15 protein-coding genes are annotated in these 18,211 nt (G+C 63.9%); 8 read left to right on the plus strand and 7 right to left on the minus strand.

The features are described from left to right. Positions 1-56 precede the first annotated feature (56 nt). Positions 57-1,532, minus strand: a complete 1,476-nt coding sequence (locus CHU95_RS05595) for an NAD-dependent succinate-semialdehyde dehydrogenase (protein WP_094454561.1) — start codon at positions 1,530-1,532, stop codon at positions 57-59. A 342-nt stretch (positions 1,533-1,874) separates the two neighbouring features. On the opposite strand from CHU95_RS05595, the gene CHU95_RS05600 reads away from it, so the two are divergent. Next, positions 1,875-3,113, plus strand: coding sequence for a type II toxin-antitoxin system HipA family toxin (locus CHU95_RS05600; protein ID WP_094454563.1), 1,239 nt, complete (start codon positions 1,875-1,877; stop codon positions 3,111-3,113). Beyond that, positions 3,110-4,081: a helix-turn-helix domain-containing protein gene (locus tag CHU95_RS05605; protein WP_094454565.1), complete on the plus strand. Its 972-nt coding sequence runs from the start codon at positions 3,110-3,112 to the stop codon at positions 4,079-4,081. The genes CHU95_RS05600 and CHU95_RS05605 overlap by 4 nt, the downstream gene beginning before the upstream one ends. Positions 4,082-4,094: 13 nt before the next feature. Here CHU95_RS05605 and CHU95_RS05610 read toward each other — a convergent pair whose 3' ends face one another. Next, the gene (locus CHU95_RS05610; protein WP_101749363.1) at positions 4,095-6,185 is read right to left on the minus strand and encodes a TonB-dependent receptor; all 2,091 of its coding nucleotides are present in this window, start codon (positions 6,183-6,185) and stop codon (positions 4,095-4,097) included. A gap of 279 nt (positions 6,186-6,464) precedes the next feature. On the opposite strand from CHU95_RS05610, the gene CHU95_RS05615 reads away from it, so the two are divergent. Continuing rightward, on the plus strand, positions 6,465-7,427 hold the full coding sequence (locus CHU95_RS05615; RefSeq protein ID WP_094454569.1) for an ABC transporter substrate-binding protein: 963 nt from the start codon (positions 6,465-6,467) through the stop codon (positions 7,425-7,427). Between the two features lie 9 nt (positions 7,428-7,436). Then, positions 7,437-9,866, plus strand: a complete 2,430-nt coding sequence (locus CHU95_RS05620) for a putative bifunctional diguanylate cyclase/phosphodiesterase (RefSeq protein ID WP_094454571.1) — start codon at positions 7,437-7,439, stop codon at positions 9,864-9,866. 47 nt (positions 9,867-9,913) lie between these two features. Here CHU95_RS05620 and CHU95_RS05625 read toward each other — a convergent pair whose 3' ends face one another. After that, complete coding sequence (locus CHU95_RS05625) at positions 9,914-10,612, minus strand: Crp/Fnr family transcriptional regulator (RefSeq protein WP_094454573.1); 699 nt, start codon at positions 10,610-10,612, stop codon at positions 9,914-9,916. 197 nt (positions 10,613-10,809) lie between these two features. Here CHU95_RS05625 and CHU95_RS05630 point away from each other — a divergent pair, with 197 nt between their 5' ends. Further along, positions 10,810-11,586, plus strand: coding sequence for a DUF502 domain-containing protein (locus tag CHU95_RS05630; protein WP_094454575.1), 777 nt, complete (start codon positions 10,810-10,812; stop codon positions 11,584-11,586). Positions 11,587-11,614: 28 nt separating this feature from the next. Here the strand turns inward: CHU95_RS05630 and CHU95_RS05635 are convergent, their stop codons facing one another. The 4 genes from CHU95_RS05635 to CHU95_RS05650 form a co-directional block, all read right to left on the minus strand. Further along, the gene (locus CHU95_RS05635; RefSeq protein WP_094454577.1) at positions 11,615-12,970 is read right to left on the minus strand and encodes a globin-coupled sensor protein; all 1,356 of its coding nucleotides are present in this window, start codon (positions 12,968-12,970) and stop codon (positions 11,615-11,617) included. Between the two features lie 189 nt (positions 12,971-13,159). After that, complete coding sequence (locus CHU95_RS05640) at positions 13,160-13,912, minus strand: ThuA domain-containing protein (protein ID WP_207762391.1); 753 nt, start codon at positions 13,910-13,912, stop codon at positions 13,160-13,162. A gap of 16 nt (positions 13,913-13,928) precedes the next feature. Beyond that, entirely contained in the window at positions 13,929-14,465 is a 537-nt protein-coding gene (locus tag CHU95_RS05645; RefSeq protein ID WP_094454579.1) for a VOC family protein, read from the minus strand. Further along, positions 14,462-14,977 carry a MaoC/PaaZ C-terminal domain-containing protein gene (locus CHU95_RS05650; RefSeq protein ID WP_094454637.1) on the minus strand — a complete coding sequence of 172 codons (516 nt, stop codon included), beginning with the start codon at positions 14,975-14,977 and terminating at the stop codon, positions 14,462-14,464. Before CHU95_RS05650 ends, CHU95_RS05645 begins: the two co-directional genes overlap by 4 nt. 136 nt (positions 14,978-15,113) lie before the next feature. Here CHU95_RS05650 and CHU95_RS05655 point away from each other — a divergent pair, with 136 nt between their 5' ends. The 3 genes from CHU95_RS05655 to CHU95_RS22340 all read left to right on the plus strand — a co-directional run bounded on the left by CHU95_RS05655 (position 15,114) and on the right by CHU95_RS22340 (position 18,193). Then, positions 15,114-15,431: a 2Fe-2S iron-sulfur cluster-binding protein gene (locus CHU95_RS05655; RefSeq protein WP_094454639.1), complete on the plus strand. Its 318-nt coding sequence runs from the start codon at positions 15,114-15,116 to the stop codon at positions 15,429-15,431. A gap of 114 nt (positions 15,432-15,545) precedes the next feature. Continuing rightward, positions 15,546-16,304, plus strand: coding sequence for an SDR family oxidoreductase (locus tag CHU95_RS05660; RefSeq protein ID WP_094454581.1), 759 nt, complete (start codon positions 15,546-15,548; stop codon positions 16,302-16,304). Positions 16,305-17,137: 833 nt separating this feature from the next. Then, positions 17,138-18,193 (plus strand): replication initiation protein, encoded by a 1,056-nt coding sequence (locus CHU95_RS22340; RefSeq protein WP_165772029.1) that lies wholly within the window; start codon positions 17,138-17,140, stop codon positions 18,191-18,193. The last annotated feature ends 18 nt before the right edge of the window (positions 18,194-18,211 follow it).

An 18,211-nucleotide genomic window follows, 5' to 3' on the forward strand; every position in this document is an offset into this window, starting at 1 on the left:
TTTAGCACCATTAATATATTCAATCTTAGTCTCTGATCAGCCATTGTCTTCACTCCTCACCCCACCGCCATCGAGATATACTTGACCTCCAGATATTCATCCAACCCGATGCTGCTGCCCTCGCGGCCCAGGCCGGATTGTTTGACGCCGCCGAACGGTGCCACTTCGGTGGAGATCAGGCCTTCATTGACGCCGACCATGCCGCTTTCCAACCCCTCGGCCACGCGCCAGATACGGCCCAGGTCGCGGCTGTAGAAATAGGCGGCCAGGCCGAATTCGGTATCGTTGGCCAGGCGCAGGACCTCTTCCTCGCCCTGGAAACGCTGAATGGCGGCGACGGGGCCGAAGATTTCTTCATGTGCGATGCGCATGTCGCCCGTCACCCCGGTCAGGATGGTGGGTTCATAAAAACAACCGCCAAGCGCGTGGCGCTTGCCGCCGGTGACCAGCGTGGCACCCTTGGCCAGCGCATCGGCCACCAGTTCCTCCACCTTCTCCACCGCCGCCCGGTTGATCAGCGGGCCCTGGTTCACCCCGGCCTCGACCCCATGGCCGACCCGCAGCTTGTCCACCGCCGCGCGCAGTTCGGCGACGAACGCATCATGGATGCCGTCTTCAACAAACAGCCGGTTGGCGCAGACACAGGTCTGGCCGGAATTGCGGTATTTGGATGCCATGGCCCCGGCCACGGCGGGGCCCATCTCCGCATCGTTGAACACGATAAAAGGCGCATTGCCGCCCAGTTCCAGGGACAGGCGCTTCACCGTGGGCGCACTCTGCGCCATCAGCAACCGGCCCACGCGGGTCGATCCGGTGAAGCTGATCTTGCGCACGATGGGCGACGCGGTCAGCGCCCCGCCGATTTCCACGGGATCGCCGGTAACGATATTGATGACGCCCGCCGGAATGCCGGCCCGTTCGGCCAGCACGGCCAGCGCAAAGGCCGATAGCGGCGTGGCCTCCGCCGGTTTCAGCACCACCGTACAGCCGGCCGCCAGGGCCGGGCCCAGCTTGCGGGTGATCATGGCGTTGGGAAAGTTCCAGGGGGTGATGGCGCCGACCACGCCCACCGGCTGCTTGATGGTGATCAGGCGCGATCCCGGTTTGGGGCTGGGGATCACGTCGCCATAGGCGCGGCGCGCCTCCTCGGCAAACCAGGTGATGAAACTGGCGCCATAGGTGATTTCACCCCGCGATTCCGCCAGCGACTTGCCCTGTTCCAGGGTCAGCAGCAGCGCCAGATCATCGGCCGCATCCAGCATCAGGTCGCGCCAACGCAGCAGCAGGGTGGCCCGGTCCTGCGCCGTGCGCGCACGCCAGCCGGGCAGGGCGGCGCTGGCGGCATCAATGGCGCGCGCCGTTTCCGCCGCTCCCATCATCGGCACATGGGCCAGCACGGCACCGGTGGCCGGATTCGTCACGGCAAACCGTTCGCCGCTGTCGGCCTCCTGCCACACACCCGCGATCACACCCCGGTCGCGCAGCAGGTCGGTATCGCAAAGACCCAGCTTGTTCTGCGTTTCGGCACCCATTCTCACACCTTTGCCATCATGGTTCGGCGGGGTTGGCCCCCGCCTGTCGTCCGGACAAGGTGGGCACACCGCACGGCCCGCCCAAGCCCGCCGCGATCATGGCCGAAATGTCCGGCGCGCGGAACGGCAAGCTTGTGTGCAGACAATGGCCTGTTCACCTATCGGTCAGCCACCGGCAGGGGCGGGGGCACGAGATTGGTCATCTGGAAATGACACGGTCTGCCCATGGCCGCTGTGATCGTCATAAAAGTCAGCTATACATTACCACCGTCAGGAGAATACGTGGAGTGGTCACGTATAAAAGACGTCTTTACCAACAGTGGATCGATTGGTACTGTCTGAATGAAAAAAGCCGCTGTTCAAGGGGCATTGCCCGCATCAGGTAACCTATACCTGACCAAGCCGGAGGCGACGGTGCGACAGGCACAGGTTCTGTTCAAGGGGGTGCGGGCGGGCCTGCTGCTGGAAACGGCGGCGGGGGGCAGCCAGTTTGTCTATGACCCCGACTGGACACAGGATATCGGCTGCTGCCTGCCCGTGTCATCGGGTGCCCATTCCTGGCCCGCCGGCCTGCACCCGTTTTTTCAGCATCTGGGGGCAGAAGGCTGGCTACGCGAGAAACAGGCGCGGCAGGGGCAGGTGGCCGATCAGGATGATCTGGGTCTGCTGCTGCATTATGGCGCGGATTGCATCGGGGCAGTGTCGGTTGTGCCAATGGGCGCGGTGGAGCCAAGCCCGCCGCCATCCTGGCCGGACGAAATCGGGCTGCCCGCCGGTCGCACCGTCAGCGGGGTGCAGCGCAAGCTACTGGCCTTTGAACAGCAGGGACAGTTTCACCCCGCCACCAGCAGCAGCCCAGCCACCCATATCGCCAAGTTCAATGCCGCCACCAATAGCGATTTTGTGCGCAATGAATTCCGGTCCCTGTCGCTTGCGGCCGAGGTGCTGGACCCCGGAAAGGTGACAGAATTTGGCCTCGGATCCGTGGAGGGGTTTGACAAACCCTGCCTGCTGATCACCCGGTTTGACCGCACGGCCACCGGGGAACGGCGGCGGATGGAGGATTTCGCCCAGATCCTGGCCCGCCCGCGCGGCAATGACCATCAGGGCAAATATGATGGGTCCTATGAGGAGGTAGCGGCGGCCATCCAGCGCCATTCCGCCCGCCCGCGTGTCGATCTGGACCTGTTTTTCCGGCAATTGGTTTTCTCCGTGCTGATCGGTAATGCCGATCTGCACCTGAAGAATTTTTCCCTGCTGGAAGGGGCAGACGGCCTGCGCCTGTCACCTGCCTATGACCTGATGAACACGCTGCTCTTCGGCGGCACCTATGACCGGCGCATGGCCCTGACCCTGTGCGGGGGGCGTCAGGCCCTGGATCAGGTGGATGCCGGCCTGCTGCTGCGCTTTGCCGCCGCCATCGGCCTGCCCGAACGTGCCGCCCGCCGCGCCCTGACCGACCTTGCCACCCGCACCGCCGCCAGCCGGCATCTGATCCCGCCGGGCGCGGAGGACGCGGACGGGTTTGTCCACCGCTATGCCGAGATCGTCCACGCCGCCTGTACCCGGATACGCCCATGATCACGCCCATCGACTGGCCGCGACTGGTCGCCGAAGCCATCCGCCGCCGCAAGGCAGAGGGCCTGACACAGCTGGCTCATGCCGATCTGGCGGGCGTCAGCAAGCCGGTGATCATCGCCTTTGACAAGGGCGAGACAACCCTGTCGCTGGGCAGGGCACTGGCCATTCTCGATGTGGTGGGGCTGGTTAACCGGGCGACACCCCACCAATCCTTTGTCACCGCCGCGCAAGCAAGGTGGCAGGAACTGACGGCAACCCTACCGCCCGATGATCCTGCCAGATTTCCGCTGGGGCGGTATGAGATGGATTATGAGATCGAGGGGGTAACCCAACCGCCAACGGCGGCGGCGTTGTTAAGCAGCCTTAGCGATATCATGCCTAGCGTGAAAGATTTTGTTGGTATTCGGCCATTCTGGGTCCCCACCCGTATCGACTGGCAGCCCAAGGAGAGAGATGGGTTGATCGAATGGTGGCACGGTAATGCGAACTATTATGTAGCAGATCAAACTGTAGACGGATCATCATTTTGGCGAGTTTCGCCGGGTGGCCGTGCCTTTTTAACGCGCGGATTACGGGAGGATGGGCCCGATATCCGCCAGAGAGGCGTATATTTCGATTTAACTTGGCACATCGGATGGGCAACTGCCGGGCTGCTGCACACCAGCAATCTGGCCACACTCTTGAGCGCGGTTGAAAAGACCATCCATTACCATACCCGTTACTATGGCCTGTCCGGCCGCCGGCTGGTGTCCTTTGCCGATCCGGGTGACCATCGTTTCGCCGGTATAGGGCAAAGCCTGTCCGATCGGGCCGAACTGTCCATCACCACGACCGCCGCCGAAATCCACAGCAACCTTCCCGCCCTGGTCCACCGGTTCCTGACCCCGCTTTACCAGCGGTTTGACGGTTTCACGCTGGACCAGGCCTTTGTCGCGGCCGAGGTGGCGCGGCTGGTGGAGAGGGCCTGACCACCGCTTCACCTCACAGCCGTACCCGCAGGCCGACCAGCCATTGCCGTTCCGGGCCGATATTGGTCAGCCCGTCACTGCGCCGGCCGGTTTCCACCCGTTCGCCGGTCACATTCTCCGCCGTGGCAAAGGCTTCCAGATGGCTGTTCAGCGCCCAGGCCGCATAGAGGTCACCGACGGCATAGCGGTCCAGCCTGCCCAGATTGCGGCTATCCTCGAACTGCCGACCGGCCGCGCGCACCTGCACCCGCAGGGTCAGGGGGGCCAGCGGGGTCCAGGTGGCGTCCAGCGTGCCGGAATGGCGCGGCGACTGGCCCAACTGCTTGCCCTTCAGGGCCGTGATGCTGCCGGGATCACTGATCTCGCTGTCGCTGTAAAGATAGGCGGCCCCCAGGCGCAGCGTATCGGTCACCTGCCAGGACAGGTCGGCCTCCAGCCCCCAAACACGCACCCGGTTCAGCCCGCGCCGTTGCGCCAGACTGCCGCCCGCCGGCACAAACACGCCAAGCGCGGCATTATTGCCGGGCGTGGTCTGGATCACGACATTGTCGACGGCGTTTTTCAGGCGCACCTGGAACAGGCTGGCGCTGGCAATGATCCCACCGCCCGGCGTCAGGCGGACGCCGGCTTCAAGGCCGCGCATTCGTTCCGGTTCCAAACCGGGATTGGCTTCCGTTATGTCATTGCCAACCCGGAACGGACGATAGAGTTCGTTTAACGTGGGCAGGCGGAAGCCGGTATAGGCGGCGGCCCGCAGCCCCAGCCTGTCATCCATCTGCCAGTCGATGCCCGCACGGCCATTGGCCACCGTGCCGTCGCGGGTGGCATAGCGGTCATTGCGCAGCACCGATCCTGTGGCGCTGTCCGTTTCCAGCCGCTGACCATCCTTGTTGCGCCAGCCATCCAGGCGGCCCCCGGCAGCGATGGTCAGGCCCGGCACCCCGGTCCAGGCATGTTCGATGAACAGGCCGCCCACCCTCTGTTCCCCACCCGCATCCCGCAGGCGGGTGTAACGCCCAGCGGTGAAGGTGAACCGCTCACGGGTGCGCCCCTCGGTCAGGCGCAGATCGGCGCCGATATCGGTTTCATGGCCGGCGGCGGGGGAAAAGCCGACCTGCAGGATGCCGCCCTGGGCCGTGGCCGGCACGTCATACTGGTCCAGCGACGGGGTCTCGGCGGTACGGGTGGCATTGACCCCGGAGAAGGTGCTGGCAAACGACCAGTCACGCCAATAGGCCACGGCCTCCCAATCCACCCTGTCCCCGTCACCGACCAGGCGCAGGCTGGCCTCCGTGGCGTCGGTTTCATTGCGGGTATAGGGGGTACCATTGCCCCGGCTTTCCTTGAAACCAGCGACTTTGGCGGTGGCGGACACAGATCCGAACCGGCGGGAAAGGCTGCCATCCACCGCATAAGCATCGCTGTCGGCCCGGATATCAATCGGCCCCCGCCGCGTCGGTTCCACCAGCATCACACCATCGGTGCGAAAGGCGCTGCCCGACAGGCCAAGATGCCAGCCATCGACCCGGCCGCCCAATGCCACCTGGCCCAGCCAGGTCTGGTCACTGCCCCCGGCCAGTTCCATCTCCACGCCGTCACGCTGCTTGGTTTCAATCCGGATGGTGCCGGCCAGGGCTGCATTGCCCCAGGGACCGGCCCCGCCGCCACGGGTGATTACCAGCTTGTCCACCGACGATGTGGGCAGGCGTGACCAGTAGACCCAGCCGCCGAACGGATCATTGACCGGCACCCCGTCAACCAGCACCAGCGTACGTCCCGCCCCGTTGGGGCCGATGCCCCGCAAGGACACGCCCTGCGTTGTCGGGTTGGCGGTGCGCGATCCGGCGCGGCGGAACAGGCTAAAGCCCGGCACCGCGCGCAAGGCCTCGTCCAGGCGCCGCTGTGGGGCTGTGGCCAGGGTGGCGGCGTCGATAACCGCCGGACCATAGGCGCGTTCAAAGGCCGGCACCCCGTCGCGGCGGCCCGTCACGATGATTTCCGCGACCCCCGCCTCCTGCGCGACCACCGGGCCGGCCAGCAGCAGCGCGCCCAGGGCGGCACCGGTCAGCGGGCGGGCAGGGGGCAGAAACGGGGACCGGGGCATCAATTCATCTCCATCAGGGTTTGCAGGCACATATAGGTGAAATGGGCGGATTGGAAACGGCGAAGCGTCGCGGCGCGGCCCCCTTGCCACGGGGCGGCTGCATCGCCGGGTATTTATACACAAGAATATGGTTTCCATTCAGGGAACAACACCCCTAACCCTCTGTCGACACGGGAATTTTCATGGGTCTTCGCGTGAAGGCACTTCTGCTTTATCCCGTAGACCTGTACAATTTGTTTCAAGCTAGGGTAGCAACCTGGGAGGGGGAGGGGGAGAAGCATGGAACGGCAGGCCCGAACCGGCTATGGCGTTGCGGCCCTGCTGCTGCTGCTCGGCTGTGTGCTGTTCGTGGCCGGGGCCCGCCACATGGTGCCGGCACCGACCCGGCCGCTGGCCATCGGCACCAATCTGTGGATTGGCTATGAACCATTCCATGTGGCCCGCGCCGCCGGCACCCTGCCCGATGATGTGACCCTGGTGGAGGCCCGGTCATCGCCTTCCCTGATGGAAGCCCTGGCGTCGGGCAGCCTGGATGGTGCTGCCCTGACCCTGGACGAGGTGATGCGGCTGGAGGCGGCGGGTGTCCCCATGGCGGTGCTGGCCATACTGGACGTGTCAAAGGGGGCCGACGTGGTCCTGGCCCGCGATGCGGCGGCCAAGGCGCGCGGACCTGCCGGTGCCCATTTCGGGGTGGAAACCGGCGGGGTGGGCGCCTTTGTGCTCTACCGCTTTCTGGAACGACAGGGCCTGACCATGGGTCAGGTGCGGGTGACGCCGGTGCCTGTGGGTGACCATGCCGATGCGATGCGCCGCATGGATATTGATTACATCGTCACCTATGAACCGCTGGTCAGCCATCTGGAACAGGCGGGCGCCGTGCGGGTGTTTGACAGCGCCGACATGCCGGGCGAGGTGGTGGATGTTCTGGCCGTCCGCCGGGACCGGCTGGCCGGGCGGGAGGCAACATTGCGTGACCTGCTGACCGCCTGGTATGGCGGGGTGGACAAGATGCTGCGCGGCGATGACAACACGATAAACCGGGTCAGCCAGCGCCAGAACCTGCCGGAAGCGCGGGTGCGGCAGGTTCTGGCCCATCTGGACTTTCCCGGCCCCGCCGTCGGCCGTACCATGATGACCACGAACAGCACCGCTGTCCCGGCGGTGCAGCGCTGGCTGGTCGCCTCAGGCGATGTGGGTCGGGCCCCACAGATCCTTCTTGATCCCTCGTTTCTGCCGAAATAGGGGGCGGGCATGCGCAATCCCACGATGCTGACCGTGCTGCTGCTGCCCCCGATGCTGGGGGTGGCCATCATGGCCCTGTTTGCCTGGCTGGTTTTGTATCCGAACCTGCTGGCAGAGGTTTTGGAACATGAACGGCAGATGTTTGCCCAGAGTGGCGGCGATACTGCGTCAGAGATTGCGGACCGTTTTGCCCATCATGACGGGCCGGAAATGGACGCCATCGACCGCGCCGCGCTGCGGTCCCGTGCGGATCTGGTGGTGCTGGTCGATGCCGATGGCAAAACCATTTTCGCCAATGATGTGATCCTGGAAGGCGGTAATCTGGGAGCCATCGCCATGGTGCCGGCCAGCCTGCGCCGGGCTGTGGCGGACCGGACCTGCGGCCGGGGGGTTGTGGTGGCGGAGGCGGACCGGCTGCTGGCCGGCTGCTGGACCATCAATGCCGACAACCGCCTGCTGGGCGGACCGGAAGCGCTGGCCGGGCATCTGCTGCTGGTGCAGCGGATCGACTGGGCCATGTCCCAGGCCCGCGCCGAACTGCTGAATGACAGTCTGCGGCTGGCGGGGGGGCTGCTGGCCCTGCTGGGCCTGCTGGTGTTTTTGACGGTGCGGCTGATCGTGGCGCCGGTGTCTCGGCTGGCCGGGCGGCTGCAACAGCTTGGCGACAATGACGAGCCGGTGCGCCTGCCCCGGACCGGCATCCGCGAATTGCGGGATTTTGCGCGGGTCCTGAACCAGACGCTGATGGCGCTGCGCGGACGTGAACGCGAATTGCAGGCGATCCTGAACACGGCGGTCGATGGTGTTGTCACCATTGATACGGACGGCACTATCCTGCAGGCCAACCAGGCCGCCGCTACCCTGTTCGGCTATTCGGTCAATGCCATGCTGGGCCAGTCCATTTCGATGCTGATGACCGACATCGATGCTGGGCGGCATGCCGGCTACATCAACACCTATATGGATACGGGCCACGCGCGGGTCATCGGCAGGGGCCGGGAGGTGGTGGCCCGCCGGGCCGATGGGACCACCTTCCTGGCCTTTATGTCGGTGGGGCGGCTGGATCTGCCGACGGGGCTGCATTTCACAGCCCTGATCCGCGATGTCACCGCCGAACGTCAGGCCAAGATCGAGATGCACCGGCTGGCCCACCGCGACCCGGACCTGGACCTGCTGAACCGCCGGTCCTGGGAACGCGAACTGACCGGCATGCTGGCCGCGGCAGGGGAGGGGACGGGGTTCTGGGTGCTGCTGGCCTATGTCCGCAATCTCGACGATCTGGCCGTGACCTTCGGGCCGCAGATTGAAACCGCCATCATGGGGGCGGTTCATCGGCGCGTTCACAGCATGTTGACCGGGTGCGAACTGACGGCCCGGTTGGCCCGGCGCCAATTGGCCTATGCCATCTTGTCGCCGCAGGGGGAAGCCCCCCCCTATCTGATGGCGGCCCTGTCGGCGTCCTTCCGGGACGGGGTTGATCTGGGCGGCCTGTCGACCCTGCCGGACGTGCATTTTGTCGTGGTGCCGCAGGCCCACCGGTTCCCCGACCATGAAGCCCTGATCCTGGCCCAGGATGCCGGTGGCAGTTGGGCCGCCCAGACCGCTGATCAACGGGCCAGCACCATCTTTGTCTATGACGACCATGTGGGTCGCGCCATCAGGGAACGCACGGCCGTGGCGGGCGACCTGCCGGGGGCGATGGCCGCCGGCCAATTATATCCCGTGTTCCAGCCGCAGATCCGCCTGGGGGATGGCAGTGTGCGCGGCGTGGAAACCCTGGTGCGCTGGCGCCGGCCGGATGGCAAGCCGGGGCCGGGGCCGGCCCTGTTCATTCCTGTGGCCGAACGGATCGGTCTGGTGGGGGATATCGACCGGCTGGTCACCCGCAGCACCCTGCACCATCTGTCGGCCGGGCGCCTGAACCTGCCGCGCAATGCCGTCATCTCGATCAATGCCTCGGTCAAGGAACTGGCCGATCCGGTCTGGCTGGACGGGCTGCTGGAGATTGTCCGCAATGCCGGTGTGCCGGCGGGGCAGTTGGAGATTGAGGTGACGGAAACCGCCGTCATGGAAAATCTGGACCGGACCGCCGGTGTCCTGGCCCATCTGCGGGCCAGCGGCGTGAAGGTGGCCATTGATGATTTCGGCGCCGGCTACGCCTCGCTCTCCTACCTGAAACACCTGCCGGCCGACCTGATCAAGATCGACCAGGGCTTCATCCGCGATCTGACCGACAGCCGCCGGTCCCGCCATATCGTGGCGGCGGTGATCAATCTGGCGCATGATCTGGAAATGGAGGTGGTGGCCGAAGGGGTGGAAAACGCCAACACCGCCGCCATCCTGACCGAAATCGGCTGCGATATCGGCCAGGGCTGGCATTTCGGCCGCCCCATGGAAGCCGACGCCCTGTCCAGCTTCATGAAGGAACGGGCGGGCTGACAATCGGGGGCCGGGGCCCCGGCGTCGGGGGGCAGGGAAATCGCCCCTTAATCCCCGCGCACATCCTCCACCATTTCCTCCAGCCGCTCGAAATCCGGGACCAGCAGGCTGTTGCCCTGGCGGATCACGATATTGTCGCGCGACAGGTCGCTCATCACCCGCGCCACGGTTTCGCGGGTGGTGGACACGCGCGAGGCAATGTCGGAATGGATGGGGATGGGGGTGATTCCGGCCTTGCCGTCGGGGCGCAGGCCAGCCTTGGCCAGGCGCAGCAGTTCGGCATGCACCCGGTTATTGGCGCCAAGCGTCGACAGATCCATGATGCGCCCGGTCGAGGCGCGGACAATCTGGGTCAACCGGTGCATGACCTTGGTCGCCACGCCGGGATGCCGGGTCGCGGTTTCCAGAAACAGACGCGGCGACATGAAGGCCACCAGGGTTTCGGTCAAGGCCACGATGCTGGCCGAGCGCGGGCCGCCATCAATGGCCGACAATTCGCCCAGATACCCCCCGGCCTCGACATCGTCAAAGGTGATCTCCCGGCCCGACAGCGAATAATTCACCACCCGTACCCGGCCTTCCACGATCAGACAGACATCACGGCTGTCTGATGACCGATCGACAATCTGTTCTTGGGGATGAAAATGCCGCCAGCTGCAATTCCGGGCGATGATGGCGCGCTCTTCCGGGGTCAGGCTGTGCAGCAGGTCGATCCGGTCGAGATTGGCGGGATGGGCGTCGCTCACGGCTATATCCAGGATAGGGTCGGTTCCATAGACAATATATTTAGGCTCGCCGGCCGCAAACCGCTACGGTAAACCCTGTTCACCTTGCGTACGCAGGGTGAACAGGACCGGCGGCTGCCATGGCGGTACCCGGTCCGGACCCGGCTGCCGGAACAAAGGGCGGTCGATTGTTTTTCGGTTCATGACAGGGGGACGGCATGGGTGATGGCAAGGACGGGCGCCGGCTGCGGGGGCTCGCCCTGTTTTCGGGGCTGCATCTGACCCTGGCGGCACGGCTGAAAGCCTATCTGTTCACCGGTATCCTGGTGACGGCCCCCATTTCCATCACGCTGTATCTGGCGTGGCTGGTGGTGGATGGGGTGGACCGGCTGGTCGACAATCTGTTGCCCGCCGCCTACCGTCCCGATCAGTTGCTGCCTTTCACCCTGCCGGGTCTGGGGTTGCTGCTGCTGCTGGTGTTCTTGATCCTGGTCGGCATGGTGTCCGCCGGCATGGTTGGCAGCCTGATGGTGCGACTCGGCGAGGCGCTGGTGGGCCGGATGCCGGTGCTGCGCGGCATCTATACGGCCGTGAAGCAGGTGTTTGAAACCGTGCTGGCGCAGAAATCCGATGCCTTCCGCGAGGTGGTGCTGGTCGAATTTCCGCGCAAGGATGCCTGGTCCATCGCCTTTGTCACCGGCACCACAAGGGGCGAGGTGGCGCAGGTTCTGGAAGGGGGGGATACCATGGTCAATGTATTTGTCCCCACCACCCCCAACCCCACCTCCGGTTACCTGATCTTTGTCCCCCGCACTGCCCTAAAAATCCTGCGGATGAGTGTGGAGGACGGGCTGAAACTGGTTGTCTCCGGTGGCTTGGTGGCACCGGGGGACGCGGCCGTGGCCAGCAGCCCCCCGCGCCGCCAGCCGCCCCTGGCGGCAACCGGCACTCTGCCGGGAACGGTGACGATCAAGCCCCCTGAAAAGACGCAGTGAGCGTGCTTGCGGTCAGCATAAGCACGCTTCAGCGCACCGTCTTCAGTTCGGTCAGGAAGGCGTCGAACCCCTGGCGCAATCCGGCAGACTCCTGTGACAGGCTGGTCGACGCCGTACCCACTTCGCCGGCGGTGGCGGCCACAATCTCGGCCGCACCGCTGACGCCGGTCACACTTTCCCCCACCTCGGCCGTGGCCATGGCGGCCATCTGTACATTGCGGGCGATTTCGGCGGTGGCCGCCCCCTGCTGCTCCACCGCCGCCGCGATGGCGCCGGAAATCTGGTTCATTTCGCGGATGGTGCGGTCGATGGTGGCGATGGCATCAACGGCCTTGCCCATGCGGCCCTGCATCTCTGCAACCTGCTTGGCGATATCCTCGGTGGCGCGCGCCGTCTGGTTGGCCAGTTGTTTCACCTCACCGGCCACCACCGCAAAGCCCTTGCCCGCCTCCCCGGCGCGCGCCGCCTCGATCGTGGCGTTGAGCGCCAGAAGATTGGTCTGTTCGGCAATATCGGCGATCAGATCCACGACCTGGTTGATGCGGCCTGTCGCCTCGGCCAGGGCGCTGATGGTGCTTTCGGCATTGCCGGCTTCCAGCACCGCTTCCCGCGCCACATTGGTGGACCGGTTGACCTGATTGACGATCTCCCCGATGGAGGCCGACAATTCTTCCGACGCCGAGGCCACGCTGGACACATTGTCGGCGGCGCGGTCAGCAGCGGTCTGCGCCGACCGGGCAAGCTGGGTGGTCTCGATCACTGACTGGCGCATCCGCCCCGCGCTGCCATCCAGTTGCGTGGCGGCATCGGCCACCCCATCCACCATATGGCGCACATGGTCGTTCAGTTTGCCGGCGATGGCTTCCAGCCGCTTGTCATGGGCGGCGGCGTTTTCTTCCAGATAGACAGAGATGACCAGATCCATGTCCAGCATCACCGCCAGATTGACGGCGCGCATGGTCTCCGACAGCTCGGCCGCCGCGGCCGCCGGGCGCCAGCGACTGCTGGACCCCACCACCATGCTCTTATACAGGCGCGACAAGGTGGTGGCATAGCCGCCCAGATACCAGCGCGGTTCCAGGCCCAGCACGGAATGGACCCGCCCGATGGCCCGGACACTGTTGAAATAAGCCTCGTCGAACCTGCCGGTGAACAGGTTCAGCCAATGTTCGAGCTGCCGTTCACGGGCATGCCGCATGACCGCATCATTGCGGAACATCTTCATCATCTGCGGCCAGCGCGTCAGATCGGCATAGAAAGCATCAATGACGGCGGGCAAGGCCGCAGCGATGCGGGGTCGGGCAGCGGCCAAGGTGGCGCGGACCCCGGCATCAATGCCAACAAAGGCCAGCCGCTCGTCCCGGTTGACAGCAGTGAGTTCCATGATTGCAGCCCCTTATTTTCAGGCATTCATGACATAAGAAGATCAACAAAAGGTAATCGCTTTCAAACAAAATGATTCTGCAATTTCATTGAAATTGCAGAGTGAGGATTATCGGATACATAGGTATTTCGTCTAAACGCGCTATCACTTTTGACCTACATCCCGCGTCCCTGCCCAAAAATCTGGCGATCAGCTTGACGATGAACCGGCGGGCAGACCCCATCTGATCCCCCGGCGCAGCAGCTCGTAATAGACCGGATGGGACCAGGCGCCGCGTTCGACGAACGGGTAAAAATCGGCCAGCGGGCGCAGGTCAAAGCGGCCCCGGCAATGGCCCAGGGTCAGGTAAAGCACCTCGCCGCCATGGCTGGGGCGGGTGTAAAGAACCATATGGTCCTGCTCGGGCCAGGTATCATGCACAAATTCCGGCGTGACCCCGGCAAAACGGGTGGTCAGCAGAGCATGATTGCCGGGGTGGAAGCGGCAAAGATACTGTTCATCCTCGACAAAAAAATCGCGCAGACCCTGGGTCAGCCCATGGGTTTTGTCGGCCACCTTCACCTTGAACCGGCCGATGGGCGGATGGGCCTGGAACTGGCTGCCCAGCATCTCCATGAATTCCGGCGCACAGTCCGGGCAATCGACCTTGCCTCCTTCCAGGAAATGCAGGATGGAATTGGTGCCGTGCAGGGCAAACCAGCGCCGGCCCTGGCCCAGGAAATCCCGCAGCGCCGCCACACCGTCGGCATCTGGAACAATGTCGCATGTATAGGTGATCAGCATGTCGGCGGCCCGGATGGCCGCCCCATCGCTGTAATCATTCAGCACCGTGACCCGCACCGCCTCATGCTCGGCCAGCAGCTTCAGCAGTTCCAGACGGGCAAAGTCGATATCATGATATTTGCCGCCGGCGATCAGGCAGACATCAATGCGTGTGGACATGGGGTTCCTCTCCCGCTCACCCGGCCGCGCGCGGACGGCGGATCGGGTTGCTGCCGTCCCAGTCGCGGCTGGCCGCCTGGACCTTGGCGAAAAATGCCATCAGGGACGGTGTGGCCTCAAACAGCTCGACCATGGTGCCCTGAAAGGCGCCGGCCGTATCGAAATAGGCAAAACCGGTGCCGGCCAGGGTGGCGCCGCCCTGCAGCACCGTCAGGCCATGGGCCTGGGCACGGGCCAGATCGGCGGCATAATTGCTGGTGGCGACACCCACATGGTGCAGGCCCTGTCGCCCCTCGGCCAGGAATTCCTGATAAATGCTGGGCGCATCATTTAACGGCTGCACCAGTTCGATCTGCATATCCCCGCTATAGGCGGTGGCCACCGCCATCTGGATATCAACCGTCTGGCCCCGGAACCGGGTTTCGGCAAAGGCGATGCGCGGCATCACATAAAACGGGCCGACGCCCAGCACCTCCACCCAATGGCGCATCGCCGCTTCCAGATCGCGGACAACAAAACCATTCTGCATAATCGGTCCGAAAATCCGGCTCATGCCCCACCCCCGTCGGCGGGGAAACGGCGCGAAGGGGAGGGGACCGGATCAGGGGCGGGGCTGCCCGTGGCGCGCAACCGCACAAAAGAGGTGCTGTCAAAGCGGATCACCACCTGGTCCTCCTGGTTCAGCAACTGATGATGCAGGGTGACGATGCCGGCATCGGTGCGTTTGCCCGACGGGCGCTTGGACAGAACAACAGAAGTCGCCCGCACCACATCCCCCGGCCGTAGCGGGGCCGCCCAGCGGACATTGTCCCAGGCAATGCCGCAGACCCAGGCGATATCGCCATTTTCCTCATGATCCAGGATGCGCCACAGGGCACAATTATAAAGACCGCTGGCAATCAGTTCACCGAATGGCGACTGCGCTGCCAGCATTGCGTCGGTATGGAAATATTGCGGGTCATACCGCACGGCAAACTCGGTCATCGCTGCCGCTGTGACGGCGAAGGCCCGGCTCTGCGTGTGTTCCCCGACAATGATATCTTCCCAGAACCGCCAGCCGGCCATGAACACCACTCCCCTGTCACCCGTTCCCACACCCTTGTTCCGGGCGTCTTGTATCAGTATGGGCAAAATCCTGTATGCATGTCGATGAAAAATGTATATTTTAAGCAGCAACAACGAAAATCATCCGGGAGGACCCATGCCCACCATCATCGCCATCGACCGCGCGGGCCAGGAACACCGCCTGGCCGCCGATACAGGGCAGTCGTTGATGCAGGTGCTGCGCGACAATGACCTGGACGTGATGGCCATCTGCGGCGGTTGCTGTTCATGTGCCACCTGTCATGTCTATGTCGCGGATGACTGGCTGACCGCCTTGGACCCGCAGGCCCCCGATGAACGCGAACTGGTGCAGGACAGCCCGCATTTCCGCGCCGGCCCCTCGCGCCTGTCCTGCCAGATCCCGGTAACCGACCGGCTGGATGGTCTGCGCGTGACATTGGCGCCAGAGGACTGAAATCCTTCCATCGCTGCCCCCCGTTTAGGGGCGGGGACAGCACCATTCTTCCCAGAAGATGCGGGTCAGGGGCACCGCCGCCCCTCCGCTTCCATCATATGAACGGAGGACGATATGGGTCGTGTCGCGGGCAAGGTCTGCCTGGTCACCGGGGCGTCAATGGGGCTGGGCCGGGCGGATGCGCTGGCCCTGGCGCGGGAAGGGGCGTCGGTGGTGATGGCCGATGTCGCGGCCGACGCCGGCGAACAGGCCGCCGCGGAGATCCGCGCGGCGACCGGTGCGGATGTGGTTTTCATGCGCCATGACGTGACCAGTGAAGAAAGCTGGACCGGGATCATGACCGCGATCGAGGACCGGTTCGGCCGCCTCGACGTGCTGGTCAACAATGCCGGCACGGTGGTGGTGGAAACGGTGGAGACCACGACCCTGGAACAGTTCCGCAAGGTCAATTCTGTCAGCGCTGAAGGCACGTTCCTGGGCTGCAAACATGCCATCGGTCTGATGAAGCGCCATGGCGGCGGCAGCATCATCAATATGTGTTCGGTGGCCACCCATCTGGGTTATCCGGTGTTCTTTGCCTATTCGGCGGCCAAGGGTGCGGTTCGCGGGATGAGCAAGTCCATCGCCATCCATTGCCAGATGAAGGGCTACAATATCCGGGTAAACACCATCCATCCCGGCGCCATGGACACCCCCATGGTCCGCGCCGCCAACATTGCCCTGTTCGGCAGTGAGGAGGAGGCCAAAAAACATCTGCCGCCCATCGGCAGCCCGGAAGATGTGGCAGCCATGGTCCTTTATCTGGCCAGCGACGAAAGCCGCTTTGTGAATGGGACGGAACTGATCATCGACAATGCCGTGACCATTAGCTGACAGGCGTCGGGACGGGCCCTCCCCGGTCAGGGACAGGCCACCGGTCGGGATAATGCCGGCCGGTGGCCGTTGGCCTGTCACGGCCCGACACCCTGATTGTTGCATGATTGATTTTCCTATTATAGGATCATCGTCCTTGTGCGAGGGCGGTGAACATGCAATCCATCCCAACAATGTCCCCCCATTCTGCTCGGATCGACCATCGCCACCCTGGCGAAATCTCCGAATGCGCAGCCCTGGCCAAATCTCCGAATGGGTGTCACCCTGGCGGCAACTCCGAATCGTTGCCCCTGGAAGCCGCAGATTCATTGGGAGTCGGAGGGGGCTGGCCAAATCTCCGAATGCCGTGCAACACAGCGCTTTTTTCGTTGCATGATGTTGCACCGATCCCGCCTGATGCCGGGCTTCCCCCTGGCAAAATCTCCGAATGGCGGCGCTGGTCCACCTTCCGATTCGTCCTGCAGGGGGGCCGTCGGCGGGGGGTAAGGCCGGCTGACCAACGGCTTATCCCTTCAAACCCTGGCAAAATCTCCGAATGCTGGTCTGTGTCTTCAACAAATCATCCGGCTGCGGACCCTGGCCAAATCTCCGAATATCCTGCCCAAAACCCCTTTCCTGAAGTTCCTAAGATTCCTTATAAGATTCCTAGGGGCCAAATCTCCCAATCAATCCAACAGTTTACGACCCGGTTTCGGGAGGTTTTGCCAGCCCTTTCCGGAGGTTTCGCCAGCCCCGAACCGGAGTTTTGGCCAGTCTCGAACCGGAGTTTTGGCCAGGGGGGTGTCGGGCAATTCGGAGTTGCCGGCCATTCACCTCCGACCTACACTCCCCCCATGGCAGCGAAACCTCCCAGCACGGCCACGGCGCCCCGTAAGACCCCGCTCACGCTCGTGAAGGCCACGGGCGCGGTGGAGATCAAGGCCGATGCCGACCTGACGCTGGCCGACCGCCGCCTGTTCAACCATCTGCTGGCCCATGCTTATGAAAATTTGGGCAAGGTGGAAAGCCATTCGATTGAATTGGCGTCCATCCGTCGTTTTGCCGCCGAGGTGCGGGAAGGCACTGCCGATGTCAACAATACCCGCCTGAAGGCCAGCATCGAGACCCTGCAGAAGGTTTTGTGCCAGTTCAACTATCTGAAATCCGATGGCACCGCCGGTTGGGAAAGCGCGCAGTTGCTGGGCCCTTGCCGGATTGAAGGGGGGACACTGACCTATACGTTCCACAGTTGGGTGTCCGAACGCCTGCGTGAGCCGGCCCTCTATTCCTATCTGTCGCTGCGGATCATTTATGAATTTGAAAGCAAATACGCCCTGACCCTTTATGAGGTGCTGAAACGTTATGCCGACCGCAACGCGGCGGAGCCGTACTGGCAGACCAAGGTCGATGAATTGCGGGCCATCCTGGGCTGTGTTGACAAGCTGAAGGATTGGAAAGACCTGCGCAAATATGCGCTGGACCCGGCGCTGGAGGAGATTGGCCGGCTGGGCGAATTTACCGCCACCTTGCATGAAATCCGCCAGGGCGGCGGCCGTGGGGGCGGGCGGGTGGTGGGATGCGTCTTCCGCATCCATCGCAAGACCGCGGCCGATGCGGAACGTGCTGCCAAGGAGATGGCCAAGCCCAAGACCCAGCGGCGGGGTGAACGGCTGGCGGCCAAGGAAGATGGTGCCTTTGCCGTCAAGGCCGATGCCGCCATCCGGTTTCTGGAAGGGGCAGAGGTTGGCAAACGTATGGAATGGGCCAAACGGGCGGAACAGTTGGGCATGACCCTGCCGCCCGCCGCCACGGCCAAGGAAAATCTGAAAAAATGGGTGCCGCCTCTGGCCGAACTGATCGTTGATGAAGAGCGGTTGCGCCTGCGTGTGGCCCGCGCCGGCGAAGGCTGAACGCACCGCCCCCGCCCT

The organism is Niveispirillum lacus (assembly GCF_002251795.1).
Classification (GTDB): Bacteria; Pseudomonadota; Alphaproteobacteria; order Azospirillales; family Azospirillaceae; genus Niveispirillum; species Niveispirillum lacus.

Coding starts and splice junctions, on each gene's coding strand:
- CHU95_RS05595 (WP_094454561.1), bottom strand. CDS start 1,532: ATGGGTGCCGAAACGCAGAACAAGCTGGGTCTTTGCGATACCGACCTG.
- CHU95_RS05600 (WP_094454563.1), top strand. CDS start 1,875: ATGAAAAAAGCCGCTGTTCAAGGGGCATTGCCCGCATCAGGTAACCTA.
- CHU95_RS05605 (WP_094454565.1), top strand. CDS start 3,110: ATGATCACGCCCATCGACTGGCCGCGACTGGTCGCCGAAGCCATCCGC.
- CHU95_RS05610 (WP_101749363.1), bottom strand. CDS start 6,185: ATGCCCCGGTCCCCGTTTCTGCCCCCTGCCCGCCCGCTGACCGGTGCC.
- CHU95_RS05615 (WP_094454569.1), top strand. CDS start 6,465: ATGGAACGGCAGGCCCGAACCGGCTATGGCGTTGCGGCCCTGCTGCTG.
- CHU95_RS05620 (WP_094454571.1), top strand. CDS start 7,437: ATGCGCAATCCCACGATGCTGACCGTGCTGCTGCTGCCCCCGATGCTG.
- CHU95_RS05630 (WP_094454575.1), top strand. CDS start 10,810: ATGGGTGATGGCAAGGACGGGCGCCGGCTGCGGGGGCTCGCCCTGTTT.
- CHU95_RS05635 (WP_094454577.1), bottom strand. CDS start 12,970: ATGGAACTCACTGCTGTCAACCGGGACGAGCGGCTGGCCTTTGTTGGC.
- CHU95_RS05640 (WP_207762391.1), bottom strand. CDS start 13,912: ATGTCCACACGCATTGATGTCTGCCTGATCGCCGGCGGCAAATATCAT.
- CHU95_RS05645 (WP_094454579.1), bottom strand. CDS start 14,465: ATGAGCCGGATTTTCGGACCGATTATGCAGAATGGTTTTGTTGTCCGC.
- CHU95_RS05650 (WP_094454637.1), bottom strand. CDS start 14,977: ATGGCCGGCTGGCGGTTCTGGGAAGATATCATTGTCGGGGAACACACG.
- CHU95_RS05655 (WP_094454639.1), top strand. CDS start 15,114: ATGCCCACCATCATCGCCATCGACCGCGCGGGCCAGGAACACCGCCTG.
- CHU95_RS05660 (WP_094454581.1), top strand. CDS start 15,546: ATGGGTCGTGTCGCGGGCAAGGTCTGCCTGGTCACCGGGGCGTCAATG.
- CHU95_RS22340 (WP_165772029.1), top strand. CDS start 17,138: ATGGCAGCGAAACCTCCCAGCACGGCCACGGCGCCCCGTAAGACCCCG.